The organism is Cytophagales bacterium (genome assembly GCA_019456305.1).
GTDB lineage: Bacteria > Bacteroidota > Bacteroidia > Cytophagales > VRUD01 > VRUD01.
In genome coordinates, this window is record VRUD01000049.1 from 16,436 (window position 1) to 33,340 (window position 16,905).

Below are 16,905 nucleotides of genomic sequence, written 5' to 3' on the forward strand. Positions count from 1 at the left end.
TTTAAACTTTTTTCTATAAACCTCCTTTTAGGCAGCAGTTTGAGTTAATTAAGAGAAATTTCTTATCTATGCACAAATTCAGCTTTTGCCCTGGCTCCTTCTTTCATGAATGTCTCCAGGCCAATTTTCATATCCTCTGTATTGATGCATTCACCAAACAACTTTGCTTCCAATTCAAGTCCTTCTTCAAGGGACATTTTAGCGCCTTCATAAATTGCTTTGGTAAGAATTCCGTCAATCTTTTTGCTCAGATGACCGATGTTGATTTCAGGTACTCCCCCGTTTCCGGCCAGTGGTACTTCCTGAAGTTGTTTAATATCAATTTCTCCGTTTGCAACCTGTCTTATAAGGTTGACAGCTTCTTCAATAAGCTCTCCTTCAGCCTCTTTATGAACCAAACCAATTTCGGCTGCTTCTTTAGACGAAACTGTACGTCCTGTTCTTAATATTTCACCGGCTTTATCCAAACCGATCAACCTGGGCAGGCGCTGTGTCCCACCGGCACCGGGAATAAATCCGAGGTTCACTTCGGGCTGGCACACCACAACCGGCATGTTCTTTTTGCAGATTCGCAATGTACAAGCCATTGCCAGCTCATTGCCTCCACCAAATGCAAATCCATTGTAGGCGCAAACAACCGGCTTTTTAAGATTTTCGATATAGTTCAAGACACTATGGAAGTTTTTGGAAGATTGGTAGCCCTCTTCGGGAGTTTTACATTGCGCCAGCTCTTTAATGTCAGCGCCTGAAACAAATGCCTTGTTACCAAAGCCGGTAAGAACCGTGCCGATGATAGATGAGTCATTCTCAATTTCTTCAAAATGTTTGCGGAGTTCGTTCAGTACAGTGTTGTTCAGAGCATTTAAGACCCTGGGGCGCTTGATGGTTAGCACAGCAATGTTATTTTTTCTTTTTTTTATCACATTTGAAATTTCCCACTTTCCTGTTTTTGCAGCCACTTTAAGACTACCAGGTACTTCAAATCCATAGTGTTCATTGCAAAATGCCTGTACGGCAGATAATGCTTTGCGGACTTCCATTTTATTCATCATTGTAAATGGAGCTTTTATGACCAAAGCAATTTCACAAGCCATATTAAGGTCGCTTATATCACAAATTCCCAAATCCAGTATATAGGATGCCAGGCCAAAATAAGCGCCCAGGAACTGCTTCGTCAACGCTTCTTCTTTTTCGGAAACTACTTCCACTTTTTCATCTCTTGAAGCGATGTCCCAGCCGGTATTGTTTTTCACTGCCTCCTTTAAAGCGTTGGGCGACCTGAACCAGGGCATCAGCAATTTGTTCATTTCATCAAGCCCGTGGTTGGTGATGGGGTTGCCTCCTGTCAGTGTTAAAGCAGTGAACGGACCAACGCCCAATCCCAGGGTTTTCATCGCAACGGCATCAATCTCTTTCACGGTACCGTATCCTTTTTCCAGGCACAAGATTGCGGTCTGGCACAGCCCTTCAAAGATGGGGTCAATGGCATATCCGTAAGAACTTTTGACCTTTATCGGTATTTTCCCAATGGATTCGTAAAAGCCCAGCAAAGTTTCTACAAGTTCTTTATCAGTTTTATCAGAAGGGATTAATTCAACTACCGGGTTTCTTTCGGCAGGAAAAAAGTAGTGTATCACCAAACTCCTGCTTTGATCTTTGATGTTCTTAAAGATCACTTCGGGCTGCATGTGTGATGAGTTGGAGAAGAACAGGCACTTATCATCACAAATGCTTTCCACCTGTTTGAAGATGGCATCTTTGATGTTTTCGTCTTCAGTAGCCGCCTCCAGCACGATTTCTGAGCCGGAGATTGCCTGGTAATCAGTTGTGTAGGTGATGGAGGTTTTCATGGTTTCTGCCATTTCCGGCTTGAAAGCGCCTGTTTCAACTCCTTTGGCGATCTTCTTCTCAATTTTTGCTTTTGCTTTTTCAATAGCTTCTTCAGCAATGTCAACTATTACTAATTTCACATCATGCTTCGCGAAAACCTTTGCAAAGTGTAATGCAATGTCGGGGCCTATTTGCCCTGCTCCGATTATAGAAAGTTTTGAGATGGAGAGGTTTTTGTACTGATAGCTCATGGTTTTTATAGGTTTAATACTTTTTTATTTTTCAGTTGTTTGTTAAATATATTTTTGGCGATTATTGCTGCCCCCAGTGAGGTAATATATTGCGGGTTTTCGACTATATGCACTTCATTTTGAAACTTTTCTTCCAGGAGTTTTTTCAGGTGAGGATGGTGGGCAATTACACCGCCTATCATGTAAACGGGAACTGCCGTATCTACTCTTAGCTTTGCCACCCTGTTGGCAATGGAGATATAGATCCCCTTTGAGATGTCTTCAATTGGAACGCCATCAAAGAGCCATCCCATTATCTCTGTCTTGGCGAAAACGGTACAGAAGCTATTGAGCTCTTTTTTGAAATCGGATTTAGATGCAAGGTCGCTCATTTCCCGGGTCGTAATTTCCGCCCGCTCGGCAATCTCTGTGATAAATGCCCCCGTACCTGCAGCACATTTATCGTTCAAATAAAAACTGTCTACCTGATCCCGCTCATCACACTTTATTACCTTAATATCCTCTCCTCCGATATCAATGATGTTTTTAACCCCGGAATAATGCTTTGCTGCTCCCGCAGCAGCACAATTTATTTCTGTTTTTATGATATCGGCATCAGGAAAATGTTTGCGGCCATAACCCGTTGCACAGCTATATTTGACGGGAAAATCCGATTGAATCATCTGCAGCACATGTTTTAAAGCAATTTTCTCCCGGTTCAAAGTTTGCAGTGCATGTTGATATATGATTTTCCCGCTATCATCAATTACAGTAAACTTAGTATAGGCAGACCCGAGATCAATGCCCATAAAACAATGCCTGGCTTTTGAAGGGGTATTTTTCTTATTTTCCTTAAAGATATTTAGACCTGATTCTCCTTTATATGGCAAATTATTATTGCTGACAGGTTGGTATAATAATTGTTTTTGTGTAATGGCTTTCACCAAACTTGTAAAGGTGAGATTCAAAGGCGTTTCGATGCGATGTTTTTTACCATATTCAACAATTTTACCATTGAAGTAATCTATTTCGGTTTCCCTGTTATTGATCAGGTCAACTGCCAGGGAAGGAAAGTGATCACCGGCATTTTTTAAATAACGCAGGCATTTTTTGATAAAGCCAACTCCAAATTTTATTTTTTTTGCTTTAGCCACCTCTACCGCTTCTTCAATAACCCGTTCAATAAGCTGTATGGTATCGGGCATTGCCATTGCTTCTGCCATCGTAAATTTTCCAACCCCGCATAAAGCGCTTAATGAAGAATTAAGGATGGTTTTTTCCCAACTTCTTTTTAAAATCTCAAACGAATCCACAACCTCGGTTTGCAGCTTTACCTCGTTAAGCCATGCTCCAAAAAACTTTGCTGTTTTCTCCTGGCTATCGTCTATAGAGGCAATATAATTGGGAGGATTGAAAAAGGTAACTTTTACTACGTTAGGCGCCTGAAGATTGCCTGCAAAATTGAGCACCATGCGCAAGGTTTGAGATTCACCGAAAACAGCGGCAAGGATTTGTTCTACATCTATTCCATTTTGAGCGCTAAGAACACAGAGCTTGCCGTTTTTAAGCATTGCTGCCTCTTTCACCACACGGGGCATTTGGTGGGTTTTTAAGGAAAATATCAGCAGGTCCGGATCGTGGCCGGCTAATTCACTGATGGATGTACATATATTTTTGAAAGGGGCTTGTTTGTTTATTACACCTTCCAGGCGAAGGCCTTCTCTCCGTACCAGGTTGATTTTTATTTTGTCAATATCGCAAAGCACAACTTCACACCCGGCTTCCTGCAGGTGCACTGCTAAGATCATTCCTACCGGGCCCAAGCCGATGATGCCGATCTTTTGAGGCGTCTTACCTACAGATCGTTTTATTTTTTTATTACGGATACTCATTTAAAACTTTTTGACTTTCTAATTGTTCAATAAATGTCTCGATTTTTGTAATGGACTGTCCTTCTGAGAAAAAACGCAGATCACACAGGTCACCTTCTATCACGAGGTATGGGATGCCTGTTTCTTCTTTAAGCCGTAAAGGCAAACCAAACCGGGCGTTTGAATTGTTGAAACAGGTTTTTGCATCGTGGAATATAATGCCATCTATGTCATACTCCTCTATCCAGGATTTAAAGAATTCCATCTTTGCTTTTTCACTTCTATTAATGAAAATCTGTGTATAAGCCAATGCAGATGATTCAAAGGGCTTCTTTTCATCAAAATTGTCAAAGATCCAACTGTTGCAGTAAGTGGAGGCAACCACCGCAGCATTATTTTCTGCGAACAGGTCGGACAATGTTCTTAGCTTACCCCAGATGGGCATCCCATCCCAAAAGATGCGGGACTCTTCCCGGTCCAGAAAACCTATTCCCTTTTTTACATTGTCTTCTAATTCATTCAGCAGCGCCTGGTAATAATCTGTTGCCTGCTGCGTGCCTCTGAGGATAACGATCGGCCCCATGTGAATGGTGCCGTCAAAAAAGCTGAGAGGTGACGGAGATGCTTTGGCTGTTTGCAATACCTTTTGCCATAGCAGAGTAGCTTCATTGCTTAATTTCAAGCATTCACCAAAGTTGTCAATATCAAATTTATTGCCTGAAACATCCTCACAAACAGGGATCATTTTTTTGAATTGCTGAACCACCAGATCAATTTCATTCTTGCTCACCTCATCTAAGTATCTCGGGGGGTGTATGCCGGCAATAGGGCATTTATAGTGATTAGCGTAGAATGTGAACCATTCCTCTACTTCCCTGCACTGGTTGGTATTATAAACAATTAAATCCGGCTTAGGTATGCTCTTTAATCCGTAATGTTTTTGGAGCGGTGTTTCCTTGTTAAGAAAAGCTCCGATATCGCTGGTGGTATAAGAACAAATATCACTTGAAAATCCGCATCTGACAGCTGCAGGAATATAGTCCCCGGCCGTTCTCGTTGCACCTAGCAAAGCTCCATGATTTTCAGGGAAATAAACTTCAAACCCAAAGGACCTCAACAACTCTGCCGGCCCGACACTGGTGCACCATGCAACCTTAGGAGCATTAGCAAAACAGGCGAAGTAATCGTGCATTACTTTTTTTAATAGAGCAGTTGTTTTTATTTTGTACATGTTTTTTCAGTAATATTCTTATTTTTTATCCATTTCTACCACCCATATACCCCTAAGTTGGTTTTCAGCATAACCTTTTGCCATATCTTTTGGGTATAGAGAATTTAGTTTTTCGAGAGTTGCTGGTTGTATTTGGGTATTGGGTTTACCGTGGCATTGCATACACATTTTATTGGTGACAATGGGGTAATAACCTACCATTATCCCATTTATTTCCAGCACTTGTGACTTTATTTTTCTCCCTTTGGCAAGAATTTGTTTACTAACATCAATATATTTTAATTCAGATTCATTTGCAGCATTAAGCGGATTTCTGGGTTTATCAGAAACCCTTTTGATTTTTGTATTTAAAGCAATAGCCATACTGTCTGTCAAGGGGTAAGCTCTCTCATTACAAAATTCTACCGCGTTTTCTGTCCCCTTACTTTTTATGGCTCCTTTTAGACTTTTGCCCAACACCGATTTGGTTGACATAGCATAGTTTTGCCCTATCTCTTCATAAGATAAATCTTCTAAATTTACCTTATGTTTTTGCTTTTCCTCTTCGTAATGTTTTCCATACCAATCCGGAGTTTCAAGTTCCGTACTGTAGATATAGTTTGCAATTTGACTTAGCTGTTCCTCCGAAAGATTAAATTTTGGCATTAAGCCGAAATGTTCTATCGCTTGCGGTATTTTTACTTTTTCTTCCGTAGGGTCGCTTACAAATTCAATAAGAGCATTGGTAAAACTCTCTTTGGGTACTCCTTCATTTACATAGTATTTTTTTATATCTGCCATTGACGGAGCTACTTTATTTTCAATATTCACATTAGGGCTATGGCACGAAAAACAACTTGATTCAAGCAATTGAAATCCTTTACTCAAGTCTTCGTTTGTTGTCTCCACCTCAACAGGTTCTTCACTCAGATTGACTTGATCTGTTTTTTCCCCGGTACTATTTTGGTTACAGCTAACCAATGCTATTAAAACACCAATTGTTAATACGCTTATTTTTGTTCTATTTATCATTTTTTTAATTATTTAAAATAATATCTTTAATATCAATTGTTCTATTTTAAGCTTTCTTTCTCCTCATGAGCAATGAATCAATACTAATTGTTTAGGTCAAGTTTTATACATTTTTCTTAATAAAGCACAACTAAAAACTAATAACCATTAACATATAACTTCCTCTCACAGCCTGACCACAAACACTTCTTCAGTAACAGGAAAATCAGCTCCATAAAGATTCTCCAAGTGTGCCCTGTAAGTTTTTATCACATTATTTGGAGCTACTTTCATTGATGGCGTTAACGTATTGTTCTCAATTGAAAGTTCATCGTCAATGAGCATTGCTGCTTTGACGCGGGCAAACTTTTGACCGATTGCGCAGTTGGCATCATTCAGACAGCCGTGCAAACATTTTGCATACTCATTCATCGTCTTGGGGCAGAAACATCCTTCTAAAGGGGTAACCTCATAACCGGGGTTATTCAAGAGATCACGATTTGGGAAAAGCAAAGCAACCGGATATTCTTCTCCTTTTCCTGTTACCAAAGCATAAGCAATGTAATGACACTTTTTTTCGATCAGCTTCTCCAGGTCAGTTGGGATCACCTTTTCTCCGTTAGAGAGCTTGAATATCCTGTCTTTGCGAGTGATCAGTTTCAGCCCGGTTTCGGTAAATTCCCCCACATCTCCTGTGCGAAACCAGCCATCTTTGGTAAATACATCTGCGTTGGCTTCTTCATTATTATAATATCCCGCCATGACATTGGGGCCTTTTACCTGTATCTCTCCATCATCTGCAATGCGAATACTCACTTCCGGAATGGGTTTTCCTATTACCCCTGTTTCCCTTTTTATTTTCGGATCGGTAAGCGTACAGCAGGGAGATGTTTCAGTGAGACCCCATCCTTCTATGACGGGGATATTCCTTTTTTCAAATTCGAGGGAGAGTTTTTCAGACAGGGGCGCTGCAGCAGTGAAAATGAACTTCAACCCTGAATGGAAGAAGAGAGCTTCTGCTTCCTTGCTTTCTTTTGTCAGATCTACTAATGCCTGGTAAACTTTGGGTACACTAAAAAAAATGGTTGGCTTTATTAGTTTCCAATTTTCCATTATGACCTTTGGGTCTTTACCATAACCGGATTCAAGCGAAAGTGTTGCTCCATAGCACAAAGCCGTGAAGAGCTCAAAAATACCCCCAAAACTGTGGTGCCAGGGCAGGTAGGATAATAAACGGTCATTTTCATCAATATCCCACAAGGTTTTCCGGGCGGCTTGCTGGGATAAGATGTTTTTGTGTGTTAATTGTACGCATTTGGGCGTGCCCATAGTACCTGATGTGTACATATTTAAACATATCTCATCAGGTTGAGCATCAGTGTTGAATGTAAAATCGGGGGAGGACTTTTCCTTTAGTAACTCAGTGAAGGGCTCCATGTTAGGAAATCTTTTATCTTCTATATTGTCAAAGACAAATATTTGATTTAGCAATAGATTTGGGTCTATATTGTCTAATTGATGCTCTCCCGAAACAGCAAGATACTTTGCATCAGAATGATTGATTAACAATTCAGCCGTATCTTTTTTGAACCAGGCAAAGATGGGGACGGCAATGCCACCGGAAGCCATCACTGCCAGTTCAAGCTCAAGCATTTCAAGGCGGTTGGGTGAGAAAAGAACGATTTTATCGCCCTTTGAGAAGCCAAACCGTTTTAAATTAAAGGCAATGTTCTCTATGTCGTTGTAAAACTCATTCCAACTGATGCCTTTATATTCTCCCTCTTTTTTTTCCTGACAGGCGATCTTATTTCCCAACCGCTGCACATTTTGCTGAAGCATTTGAGCAATGTTGGGAATGATCTTGTCTGATTTTTTATCTGATTTGAGAAGTTTCATTTTTTAACCAACTGTTATTGCTTCTTTTTCTTTTAACTTGAAATATCTATACCCGCCCCACAACGCTGCTCCAACTGCACCGGAATAAATTGCATCGGGATGGGACCTGATCTCCATATCGGCTTTACTTTCTTGTGCTAATTCCTGAACTGCCTGAACCATCCCTTTGTTCATTCCCATTCCCCCTGTTAAAATTATGGGCGATTCTGCTTTTAAGGAGGATAGCAACCTGACAGCCCTGTTGGCGATTGATAGATGTATGCCTTTGATAATATCGGGTGTGGAAATTCCCCTTGAAACCGAATTGATCACATCGGTCTCAGCCAGGACGGCACAGATGCCGGAGGGTGTTTCAGGGTCTTTTGCCTGAAGTGAAATATCGCCTACTTCGTCAATTGCCAATCCCAGGTAACGGGAGATATTCTCAATAAACTGCCCCGAACCGGAAGCACATTGCCCTGTCATTTTATAATCCAATACCCTTCCCTGTTCGTTTATCTTTATTGCTTTCACGTATAAGCCACCCATATCTACCACAGTTCTGACGCTTGGGTCAAAGAACAGCCCTCCTTTTGCATGGGTGGTCATGCTGTAAAAATGTCCTTTCTTCCGTCTAACCATCTCACCCTCACCGGTAGAGGCAAGGTAAGCGAGGTCCTCGTATTTTAAATTGTTCTTGTCTAACAAGTAATTGATGAGTTCATCGGCTACTTCAGTGGGGTTGCGTTTCCTGATTTTTTCTACCTGTTTGTCAATCAGGACAGGGTTGTCAGAATAATTCATCAACGCTGTTTTGATGTAACTGCCGCCAACGTCTATGCCCAACGTATATGATTCTTTCATGTTTTTAGGTTTATGTAAAAAATAGTGTTATTGCTATGTAATTTTTCCCTCGAAACAAACTCGCCAAAATGCTAAAACCCTTTAATGATAGACCTTTTGACCCATTTGCTTTGCACAGCGTTAGCTCCTAGTGGGCGATTTCTGGCTATCTATAAAAAGTGGTACGTTTAATTTAATGTCTTACTTGGTAACAAATCGAAATTCGTGTAGGTCTCCGCCATTTTCAAAACTGTACCACATTTCATTTTCTTTAAGTTTTAAAATAGTGCTATTCGTATTTGTAACAGTACTATTATTGTTTGTAAGCTCGATACTACTTACACTCTTAATTACGAGATTATCTTTTTTATCATCAAATTCCCAGTTTCCCGTTTCTGAGAAAAAATCACCGTCCTTGTCGACATAAGAACGAGTGTATGAGCCACTTTTTGTATATTCTTCAGTATAACCACTTATTAATAAACTGGAAGTTGCCTCGGTTCCGTTCCAGTAATATTTGTCAAGTTTCCACAGATTCACCACTCTTTTAGTTTTACTTCTCAAACTTATAGCAGGGCCTTCGTCATATTTCTTACATCCTGTCATACAAATTATTGCTAATCCGGTTATTAGAAGTCCTTTTAGTGTTCTTTTAATTGTTTTCATGTTATTTATTTAGTTATCAGTTTAATTTACTTGTTTTTTTATTTGGTCTGTTTGTTCTTCTTTTCTTTTAGTTTGTTTCGCTGGTAAATCAACATCAATATTTCTTCTCGCGAACATAGCTCCACCGAGAGCGCCCATAAAAATGGAATCGGTATGTATATTGATAGTTAAATCTTCTCCATAGCTGTCGTGAACCATCTGTGACACATATTTGAGGACTGCCTGATTTCTCGCCACACCTCCGGTAAAAGTAAATTCATTCTTCACTCCTCCGGAGCGGGCTAATAATGACATGGCGCGCATCACAATGGCTTTGTGCAACCCGGCAAGTATGTTTTCGCGTTTTTCTCCTACGTTTAGCAGCTCTCTTACTTCAGCGCCGGCAAATACAGTGCAGGTTGAGCAGATGTTCACTTCTTTTTCCGCCTCCATGGCAAGGGGTCCCAATTCGTTCAAAGAAATGCTGAATTCATCGGCTATATAGCCAAGGTAGCGTCCGCACCCTGCCGCACACCGGTCGTTCATGTGGAAACTCGTTACTAATCCATAGCTGTCAACCTGTATGGCTTTTGTGTCTTGTCCGCCAATGTCCAATACCGTCCTGGTGTTTGGGAAAATCGCATGAGCGCCAAAGGCATGACACAGTATCTCGGATTTGATACAATCTTCGGGGAAGGGGAGGAGCGCCCTGCCGTAACCGGTGCCCACCATATTGGCAATATGTATCTTTTCATTGGCAACGTTGTCAATGTGCTCTCTTAAAGAATCGGATACTTTCTTATAATTCCCCTTTAATAAATTCAGTTCCGCATCAAAATGAACACTTCTGTCTTCAGTGGAGGTCTTGGCTAATCCCGCATATTTTTCATTGAGAATCTCCATTGACTGGTAAACCAGCTCTTGAAAATCAAATTTAACCATTTCATTTTCAACGGGTGTGATACTTTTGTCGTAAACGAGCATTAACGGCTCAAAGTAATCCTTTTCAAGTTTTCCTACTTCCTCATTGTATCTTTCACTGATAATATCGCGAAAAAACTGATTTTTAGTTCCGAGGTCACCATCTATAAATTCTTTTTTGATTAACGGCTCAATAGTGCCTATGATATTGTCAATGTGTTTCTTGATATCTTCTTTTACTTCGTCTGAAAACGTTTCAGCCGATATTTTTAATTGTTTATACAAACTATCCAATCGTTTTTTAAATTGAAGGTATTGAAATACGGACTTTATATCTTCGATATATTTTTTATACTCGGGATGGGTTATTATTTCATTTTCCAGGTTTTGCTCCAGCAGGTTAAACCTGGCGTCATAAACGGCTTCTTTTTTTGCAATATCCGCAGCTATTTTATAATTGGCCCGGGTATTTGTTATGCCCCTGCCTGTGATTTCGTCTTTTTCGTTAATAATAACCGCTTTGCAAGTAGTTGATCCCAGGTCAATTCCTAAATAATATTTGTTCATGCTACTGTAGTTTTTTGTTTTCTAATTGACTTACGCTGTTCTAACATCTGGAAGAAAGAATCCAGCCGGTTCTTAATATTTGAGTAAGAGAAATATCTCGGATCCACCAAATCGGATTCAATAAATCCTACGGGAATTTCCAGCTTTTCCTCTATCTCCCGCATCATTAGCAATTGACCTGCAGAGAAAGAGTTGCAGCTCTTAATGGAGTTTGTCAAAAATCCGTCAGCGCTGTATTCTTTAATGCATTTTGACAGTAGATCTACGCGCTGCGGCAGGTTGAAGTTGGTGTAACAGTTCATGCAGTATTCCGACAAGCTTTCGAGCGGCCGGCCGGGGTCATGCCTGAAGCCGAGGTCGTAAACACCACCCACCTTGGTGTAAGATGATGCCACGATCACAGCTCCCATGTCGTAAAACAGTTTCCAGAATTCGCGGAAGTTGGTCCAGTTGGGAGGGCCTTCTACTACGAGGCGGAAGCGTTCTTCCTTTATTTCGCCTTCAGGGGTAACCGGGCCCAAACCCTTTTCAATCCGTTCCTGAATTTCATCATGCAATGCCTGGTAATAATCCACTGCTTTTGTTGTCCCCCTGAATCCGATATTGATGGGACCTATATAGTAAACACCCGCGAAATAAGCATCAATGGGGGAAGGTTTGTGTTTGGGGGTGTCAAAAATGTCGGTGATCAAATCTTGTGCTTTGGCAGCATTTGCGAGAATACCTTTCAATTTTTCCTCATCATATTTTATTCCGGATACCTTTTCCATCTTGGGAATTACTTCTTCTTTGAATTGCTTTACCATATACTGAGTCATCTCTTCGGTGATCTTACCTGCCTCTTTATAAGGCGTATGTATCATAGCTACCTCTGCGTTGGGATAGAGACGGTCAAGAGTTTCAAACCACTTCATAAAAGTAAAGCAGCCGGTATAGCTCAACAACAGGAGATCAGGATCGGGAATTTTCTCACCGGTAGGGCCGATATTTCCATTTAGCATCATTCCTACATCACACTTGACATAAGTGCAAACATCTTCAGAATGGGCGTTCTTTTCGGCTTCCCGGATGTAACCGCCTGATTTTTTTCGCATTGCCGACTGCAAGGCATTGATCTCAGGATAAACAGGCAGCATGTCGAATGTTTGTATCAACTCCGAAAGGTTTCCCGGGATGAAAGTATAAACCACCTTTTTCCCCGTCTCTTTTGCGGTGCTTAGATCTTTAAACAAACCGCCAACCATCTCCTTCTGGATGATCATGCTTTTTTCTTTTGTTATTTCCTTTGTCATAGATGATGGTATTTAAATATTATAATAAATTAATCAGCGCAGATCATATCAAACCCGCGTTATCTGCGTTCTATTATTACACAACAATCGGTTCATCTTCCCAGAGCTTAATGGAGTCAGAAAAAGCTCCTACCTGTTCTTTAATAACCTTAAACTGCCCTATGTTTTCATGATACTGAAAGCTGATATATCTCATGTTGTTATCATCACATGATTTTTGCAATATCGGGCTATCAAGCAAGGCAGGGTCACAGAAACTGGGCGCTGCGAAGATGATTCCATCTGCATTCCTCTTTTTCACTACCTGGGCCAGGCGTTCTTCTTTTGGATTGTCCACATCGTAAACAGAAGAGGAAAAAGCGCTCTTGTTCAGGTATGCCTCTGCCAGTGCATTGAGTGGGTCATCGGTGTTTTCCTCTACGTCTCCCTGTATCCATCGCGAACCCAGCATAAAATCATCATCTACAACATAACAGCCCGCGTTTTCAATGGTTTTTATCAAGCCGATGGGCGGCTGCTCGCAAAAAGCGCCTGAAACAACAACCCTGATATTATCCATCGGTTTTCCTATGTCTTCCTGTATATGGGTATAAACATCTTCTAACATCTCATTATGTTCTTCAACAGGTATTACCATACCGGCACGAATGATATGATATATATCTTCAGTAGAAATTCTCCAGGGAAATTCCTGGCGGATGTCATAGATCTGTTCTATTAATTGCCTGTTTTTGTTGTAAAGCTGTATTGAATCGTTTAATCGCTCTGGTGTAACTTCTACATTGTTGATTTTGTAAATCTTATCAAGAACATGCTGCATTTCTTTCTTATAAAAGACGCCTCCAATATCGGACTGAAAGTTCTGAGGAAAATCCAGGTATTTGATAAACGTACCCTTTTTTAATAACAGGAACATGCCGGAAAGGTTGCGAATAACATCACAGATAGAGGGAAATACAAAACCGTCAAAGCCATTGAGATTGCCATCCAGCGCCATTTCTATAATGCCTCTCGGTATATGGCAGATGTATGACTGATAATAAGCATCTCCTTTTATTATTTGTTTTCTGTCACCCGTCCCCATTATGCCGACAGCCAAACCACCTGCAGCATGAACAATTTCGCGGGGAAAATAAATTGGAAGATAACCAACCAAAATACGCGTTGGATCTTGTTTCTTCCATTCTTTGGCTTTAGAGAAGTTAAGGTCAAAGGCAAGCTCTTTACTTGATGCTACTATTTCTTTAAGAGAATAAATCATTTTAATTATTTGGATATTTATACCTTATTATCTATATTTGCCGATACAAAGATATACTTAACTTTTTTTAATTGCAAATTTTTTTAAAATAAAATTAATTTTAATGGGTCATAGAAAAGAATTTGGCGTTGTAATTCTAGCTGCGGGGCGCTCCAAACGGATGGGTTATCCAAAGATGCTTTTACCATTTGAACAGCACCTGCCCACCAAATGCCTATGGCAGGCAAGTCAAACATTCCTTGGTCATCTTTGCAAAATCTATAAAGATTTTGGTTGTAAAAGACCTGTTGCAGTAATCAATAAATACATGAAAGGGAGTCAATACCATTCCCATATTGATAAGATGCAACCCCATGTTCAATTTTTATTGAATGACAACCCGGAAGCCGGCAGGTTTTACTCAATTCAACTTGCACTGAAAGCTCTTCCAATCGTTTCCTATGTCTTTTTACAGGATGTAGATACGCCTTTTATCACCAAAAATACGTTGGAGTTATTGTTTTCCGGTAGAACACCATCGGGCTTTGTTGTTCCGGCCTATCGTAATACGACCGGGCATCCTGTTTTACTGGGTCAAAAAGTTATTCAATATATAAAAAATCACCCTTATCAAAATGTTATTTTAAGAAATGTATTGGGACAATTTTATAAAAAGGTTGTTCAGGTACCTGACGATGGTATACTTATTAACATCAATACACAGAGGGATTATTTCAAATACTTTGATGATGAAAAAACTATTCGATCAAATTCAAACATTAATTGCAAAGAGAGAAGAAGCTGCATTGTGTACGGTGGTTAAAACAAAAGGCTCTGTACCTATGAAAGCTGGCGCCCGGATGCTTGTATGGGGGTGTGGCAAAATATACGGAACTGTTGGTGGAGGTGCTTTTGAAAAAGCTGTTATTAATCAGGCAAAAGAAGTTAAGTACCATCAATGCCCACAATTGTATCAACATCATTTGACTAAAGATCATGATATGTATTGCGGAGGAACGGTAACCGTTTATGTAGAGCCAATTCCGATACCTTATCAATTATATATATTTGGCGCGGGACATATAAGCAAGGCGCTTTGTGCTCATGCCATACAACTTGATTTTGAGATCACGGTGATAGATGACCGTAAAAACATATTCAATGACTGGAAATTTCCCAATGTTCACTTCATCAATAAAAACCCTGCCGAAACTATACCCGACTTAACGTGGGATAAACGGACTATGGTGTTGATCATAACTTATAGTCATCTGCTGGACGGACAGATCCTGGCACAAGCCATTAAACTACCTGTGTGTTATACAGGCATGATTGGCAGTAAGCGAAAAGCAGCTATCATACGTAAACTTTTTTTACAAAATTCAGCTAGCGCTGAAGAACTTGACAAAGTGGATTTGCCTGTCGGTATAAACATCGATGCAGTTACGCCACAGGAACTGGCAATCAGCATCATTGCCCGATTGATCCAGGTGAAAAACAAGGAAAAGCATTTTATGAAAAATGGAAAATGGGAGATGGAAAATGGAAGGGACCTTGCCGGGATAAAAAAAACTATTCGGGGCATTTAGCATTCAGCCCTTTGAACTGTGATGAAAGTCTTGGAAAAAATTTAGAACTATGAAAAATAATTCCGGTTTTTCAGTTATTAACCGTTAAAAAATGAAAATAGCTATTATAACAGGCGCTGCCAGAGGAATAGGAAAGGCGATTGCCAGAAGATTGGTGTCGGATGGTTGCTTTATTGTGGTTGTTGATGTTGACAAAATCGAAGGTAAGGCATTAGCGAAAGAATTTGGCGATGAGCAGTCGCACTTTGTTTGCTGTGATGTTTGCAAGGAGAATGAGGTAAAAGCATTGTTTAAAAAGATAATTGATGAACATCAAAGGGTGGATGTGTTGGTAAACAATGCAGGGATCATACGGGATAATATGATCAATAAGATGCCTGTCGAAGATTTTGATATGGTCATAGATGTCAACTTAAGAGGCACCTGGCTGATGTGCAGGGAAGCTGCAATTGTAATGCGCGATCAGAAAAGTGGCAGGATTGTAAATATCTCTTCGAGAGCATGGTTAGGCAATAGGGGTCAATCCAATTATTCAGCTTCGAAAGCCGGTGTGATCGGGCTTACGAGGGCATTGGCCCTGGAATTAGGCAAGCACAATATCCTGGTAAATGCCGTTGCACCGGGTTTAATTGACACACCCTTAACACAAGCATTGGCAGGAGATGTCCGGCAGCAGTTAATTCAGCAACAACCTACCAAAACAATGGGTAAGCCGGAAGATATCGCAAATGCTGTTGCTTTTTTAATTTCTGAAGATACCAATTTTATCACCGGACAAACGCTGTATGTTGATGGAGGCAAAAGTATAGGTGCCGGGATTTAATTTATGATTTTAGATTTACGTTAGTAGTCATTGAAAGGTGAGTCCACTCTAAAAAGTAAAAAATTGAAAAGAAATCGTTTCTTCCCGAGTACTCGGGAAGAACCAAAAACACTTTTTAGAGTGGACTCAAAGGTATAAACGAAAACATTGATTGTATGAAAAATATAGAAGGAATAGAATACTACCCACCATTAGAAGAAAAAATTAACATCATTTCTCATGCTATAGGTTTCGTTTTAGGCATTGTTGGTTTGGTATTTTTAGTTACGCATGCAATTCTGCACGGAAACGTTTGGCATATTGTTAGTTTTAGCATTTTCGGAGCAAGTTTAATAATATTATATGCTGCTTCTACTTTTTACCACAGCGCTAAAAAGCCAGAGTTGAGAAGCAGATTGAGAATAATTGATCACATATTTATTTATGTTCTCATTGCCGGAACTTACACCCCTTTTACACTTGTCACTCTACATGGTAGAATAGGTTGGGTGATTTTCGGTATTGTTTGGGGGGTGGCATTAATTGGAATAATATTGAAACTTTTCTTTACAGTGAAATATAGTTTAATTTCGACTATAATGTATGTATTAATGAGTGGGATTATCTTTTTCGCCATAAAACCATTAATTAATAATTTACTTTTAGAAGGTTTAATTTGGCTTATTGCAGGAGGAATATCTTACCTAATTGGTGCAATTTTGTACAGCATTGAAAAAATAAAATTCAATCACGCCATCTTCCATATATTTGTTTTAATTGCTAGTTTTTGTCATTTTATGTCGGTGTTCTTTTATGTTTTACCAAGTGAATAAATCAGCATCTGTTTGGAGATGAATTAACACCTAAAAATCTAAATTAAAAAAAACAACTTAAATTGTAAGCATTATTAACATCATGCATCAAATTATCAGTTACTGGATGCTGGTTACTGGGTGCTGGTTGACCCTATTATTATTAA

At 39.9% G+C, this 16,905-nt stretch carries 14 protein-coding genes; 4 read left to right on the forward strand and 10 right to left on the reverse strand.

Annotated elements, in window-relative coordinates; genetic code table 11:
* Nucleotides 1–62 precede the first annotated feature (62 nt).
* From FVQ77_11245 to bcrC, 10 genes are all read right to left on the reverse strand, one after another.
* Entirely contained in the window at nt 63–2,081 is a 2,019-nt protein-coding gene (locus tag FVQ77_11245; GenBank protein MBW8050888.1) for a 3-hydroxyacyl-CoA dehydrogenase/enoyl-CoA hydratase family protein, read from the reverse strand.
* 5 nt (nt 2,082–2,086) lie between these two features.
* The gene (locus tag FVQ77_11250; GenBank protein ID MBW8050889.1) at nt 2,087–3,952 is read right to left on the reverse strand and encodes a 2-dehydropantoate 2-reductase; all 1,866 of its coding nucleotides are present in this window, start codon (nt 3,950–3,952) and stop codon (nt 2,087–2,089) included.
* A complete protein-coding gene (locus tag FVQ77_11255; protein ID MBW8050890.1) occupies nt 3,939–5,162 on the reverse strand; it encodes a 2-hydroxyacyl-CoA dehydratase in 1,224 nt (407 codons plus the stop codon). The genes FVQ77_11250 and FVQ77_11255 overlap by 14 nt, the downstream gene beginning before the upstream one ends.
* Before the next feature lie 18 nt (nt 5,163–5,180).
* Complete coding sequence (locus FVQ77_11260; GenBank protein MBW8050891.1) at nt 5,181–6,173, reverse strand: DUF3365 domain-containing protein; 993 nt, start codon at nt 6,171–6,173, stop codon at nt 5,181–5,183.
* A gap of 165 nt (nt 6,174–6,338) precedes the next feature.
* Complete coding sequence (locus FVQ77_11265) at nt 6,339–8,048, reverse strand: AMP-binding protein (protein ID MBW8050892.1); 1,710 nt, start codon at nt 8,046–8,048, stop codon at nt 6,339–6,341.
* Between the two features lie 3 nt (nt 8,049–8,051).
* Complete coding sequence (bcrD, locus tag FVQ77_11270) at nt 8,052–8,891, reverse strand: benzoyl-CoA reductase subunit D (GenBank protein ID MBW8050893.1); 840 nt, start codon at nt 8,889–8,891, stop codon at nt 8,052–8,054.
* A 180-nt stretch (nt 8,892–9,071) separates the two neighbouring features.
* On the reverse strand, nt 9,072–9,536 hold the full coding sequence (locus tag FVQ77_11275; protein ID MBW8050894.1) for a hypothetical protein: 465 nt from the start codon (nt 9,534–9,536) through the stop codon (nt 9,072–9,074).
* A gap of 21 nt (nt 9,537–9,557) precedes the next feature.
* Nucleotides 9,558–11,003 carry a benzoyl-CoA reductase subunit A gene (locus FVQ77_11280; protein ID MBW8050895.1) on the reverse strand — a complete coding sequence of 482 codons (1,446 nt, stop codon included), beginning with the start codon at nt 11,001–11,003 and terminating at the stop codon, nt 9,558–9,560.
* Nucleotides 11,000–12,295: a benzoyl-CoA reductase subunit B gene (bcrB, locus tag FVQ77_11285; GenBank protein ID MBW8050896.1), complete on the reverse strand. Its 1,296-nt coding sequence runs from the start codon at nt 12,293–12,295 to the stop codon at nt 11,000–11,002. Before bcrB ends, FVQ77_11280 begins: the two co-directional genes overlap by 4 nt.
* Before the next feature lie 76 nt (nt 12,296–12,371).
* Nucleotides 12,372–13,556 (reverse strand): benzoyl-CoA reductase subunit C, encoded by a 1,185-nt coding sequence (gene bcrC / locus FVQ77_11290; protein ID MBW8050897.1) that lies wholly within the window; start codon nt 13,554–13,556, stop codon nt 12,372–12,374.
* Between the two features lie 103 nt (nt 13,557–13,659).
* On the opposite strand from bcrC, the gene FVQ77_11295 reads away from it, so the two are divergent.
* The 4 genes from FVQ77_11295 (at nt 13,660) to FVQ77_11310 (ending at nt 16,759) form a co-directional block, all read left to right on the forward strand.
* Nucleotides 13,660–14,358 (forward strand): NTP transferase domain-containing protein, encoded by a 699-nt coding sequence (locus FVQ77_11295; protein ID MBW8050898.1) that lies wholly within the window; start codon nt 13,660–13,662, stop codon nt 14,356–14,358.
* A complete protein-coding gene (locus FVQ77_11300; GenBank protein ID MBW8050899.1) occupies nt 14,186–15,124 on the forward strand; it encodes an XdhC family protein in 939 nt (312 codons plus the stop codon). Before FVQ77_11295 ends, FVQ77_11300 begins: the two co-directional genes overlap by 173 nt.
* Nucleotides 15,125–15,215: 91 nt before the next feature.
* The gene (locus FVQ77_11305; GenBank protein MBW8050900.1) at nt 15,216–15,947 is read left to right on the forward strand and encodes an SDR family oxidoreductase; all 732 of its coding nucleotides are present in this window, start codon (nt 15,216–15,218) and stop codon (nt 15,945–15,947) included.
* Between the two features lie 155 nt (nt 15,948–16,102).
* The gene (locus FVQ77_11310; GenBank protein ID MBW8050901.1) at nt 16,103–16,759 is read left to right on the forward strand and encodes a hemolysin III family protein; all 657 of its coding nucleotides are present in this window, start codon (nt 16,103–16,105) and stop codon (nt 16,757–16,759) included.
* Nucleotides 16,760–16,905 lie beyond the last annotated feature (146 nt).

Coding starts and splice junctions, on each gene's coding strand:
- FVQ77_11260 (MBW8050891.1), bottom strand. CDS start 6,173: ATGATAAATAGAACAAAAATAAGCGTATTAACAATTGGTGTTTTAATA.
- FVQ77_11295 (MBW8050898.1), top strand. CDS start 13,660: ATGGGTCATAGAAAAGAATTTGGCGTTGTAATTCTAGCTGCGGGGCGC.
- FVQ77_11280 (MBW8050895.1), bottom strand. CDS start 11,003: ATGAACAAATATTATTTAGGAATTGACCTGGGATCAACTACTTGCAAA.
- FVQ77_11250 (MBW8050889.1), bottom strand. CDS start 3,952: ATGAGTATCCGTAATAAAAAAATAAAACGATCTGTAGGTAAGACGCCT.
- FVQ77_11305 (MBW8050900.1), top strand. CDS start 15,216: ATGAAAATAGCTATTATAACAGGCGCTGCCAGAGGAATAGGAAAGGCG.
- FVQ77_11255 (MBW8050890.1), bottom strand. CDS start 5,162: ATGTACAAAATAAAAACAACTGCTCTATTAAAAAAAGTAATGCACGAT.
- FVQ77_11275 (MBW8050894.1), bottom strand. CDS start 9,536: ATGAAAACAATTAAAAGAACACTAAAAGGACTTCTAATAACCGGATTA.
- FVQ77_11265 (MBW8050892.1), bottom strand. CDS start 8,048: ATGAAACTTCTCAAATCAGATAAAAAATCAGACAAGATCATTCCCAAC.
- FVQ77_11310 (MBW8050901.1), top strand. CDS start 16,103: ATGAAAAATATAGAAGGAATAGAATACTACCCACCATTAGAAGAAAAA.
- bcrC (MBW8050897.1), bottom strand. CDS start 13,556: ATGATTTATTCTCTTAAAGAAATAGTAGCATCAAGTAAAGAGCTTGCC.
- bcrD (MBW8050893.1), bottom strand. CDS start 8,891: ATGAAAGAATCATATACGTTGGGCATAGACGTTGGCGGCAGTTACATC.
- FVQ77_11300 (MBW8050899.1), top strand. CDS start 14,186: ATGTATTGGGACAATTTTATAAAAAGGTTGTTCAGGTACCTGACGATG.
- FVQ77_11245 (MBW8050888.1), bottom strand. CDS start 2,081: ATGAGCTATCAGTACAAAAACCTCTCCATCTCAAAACTTTCTATAATC.
- bcrB (MBW8050896.1), bottom strand. CDS start 12,295: ATGACAAAGGAAATAACAAAAGAAAAAAGCATGATCATCCAGAAGGAG.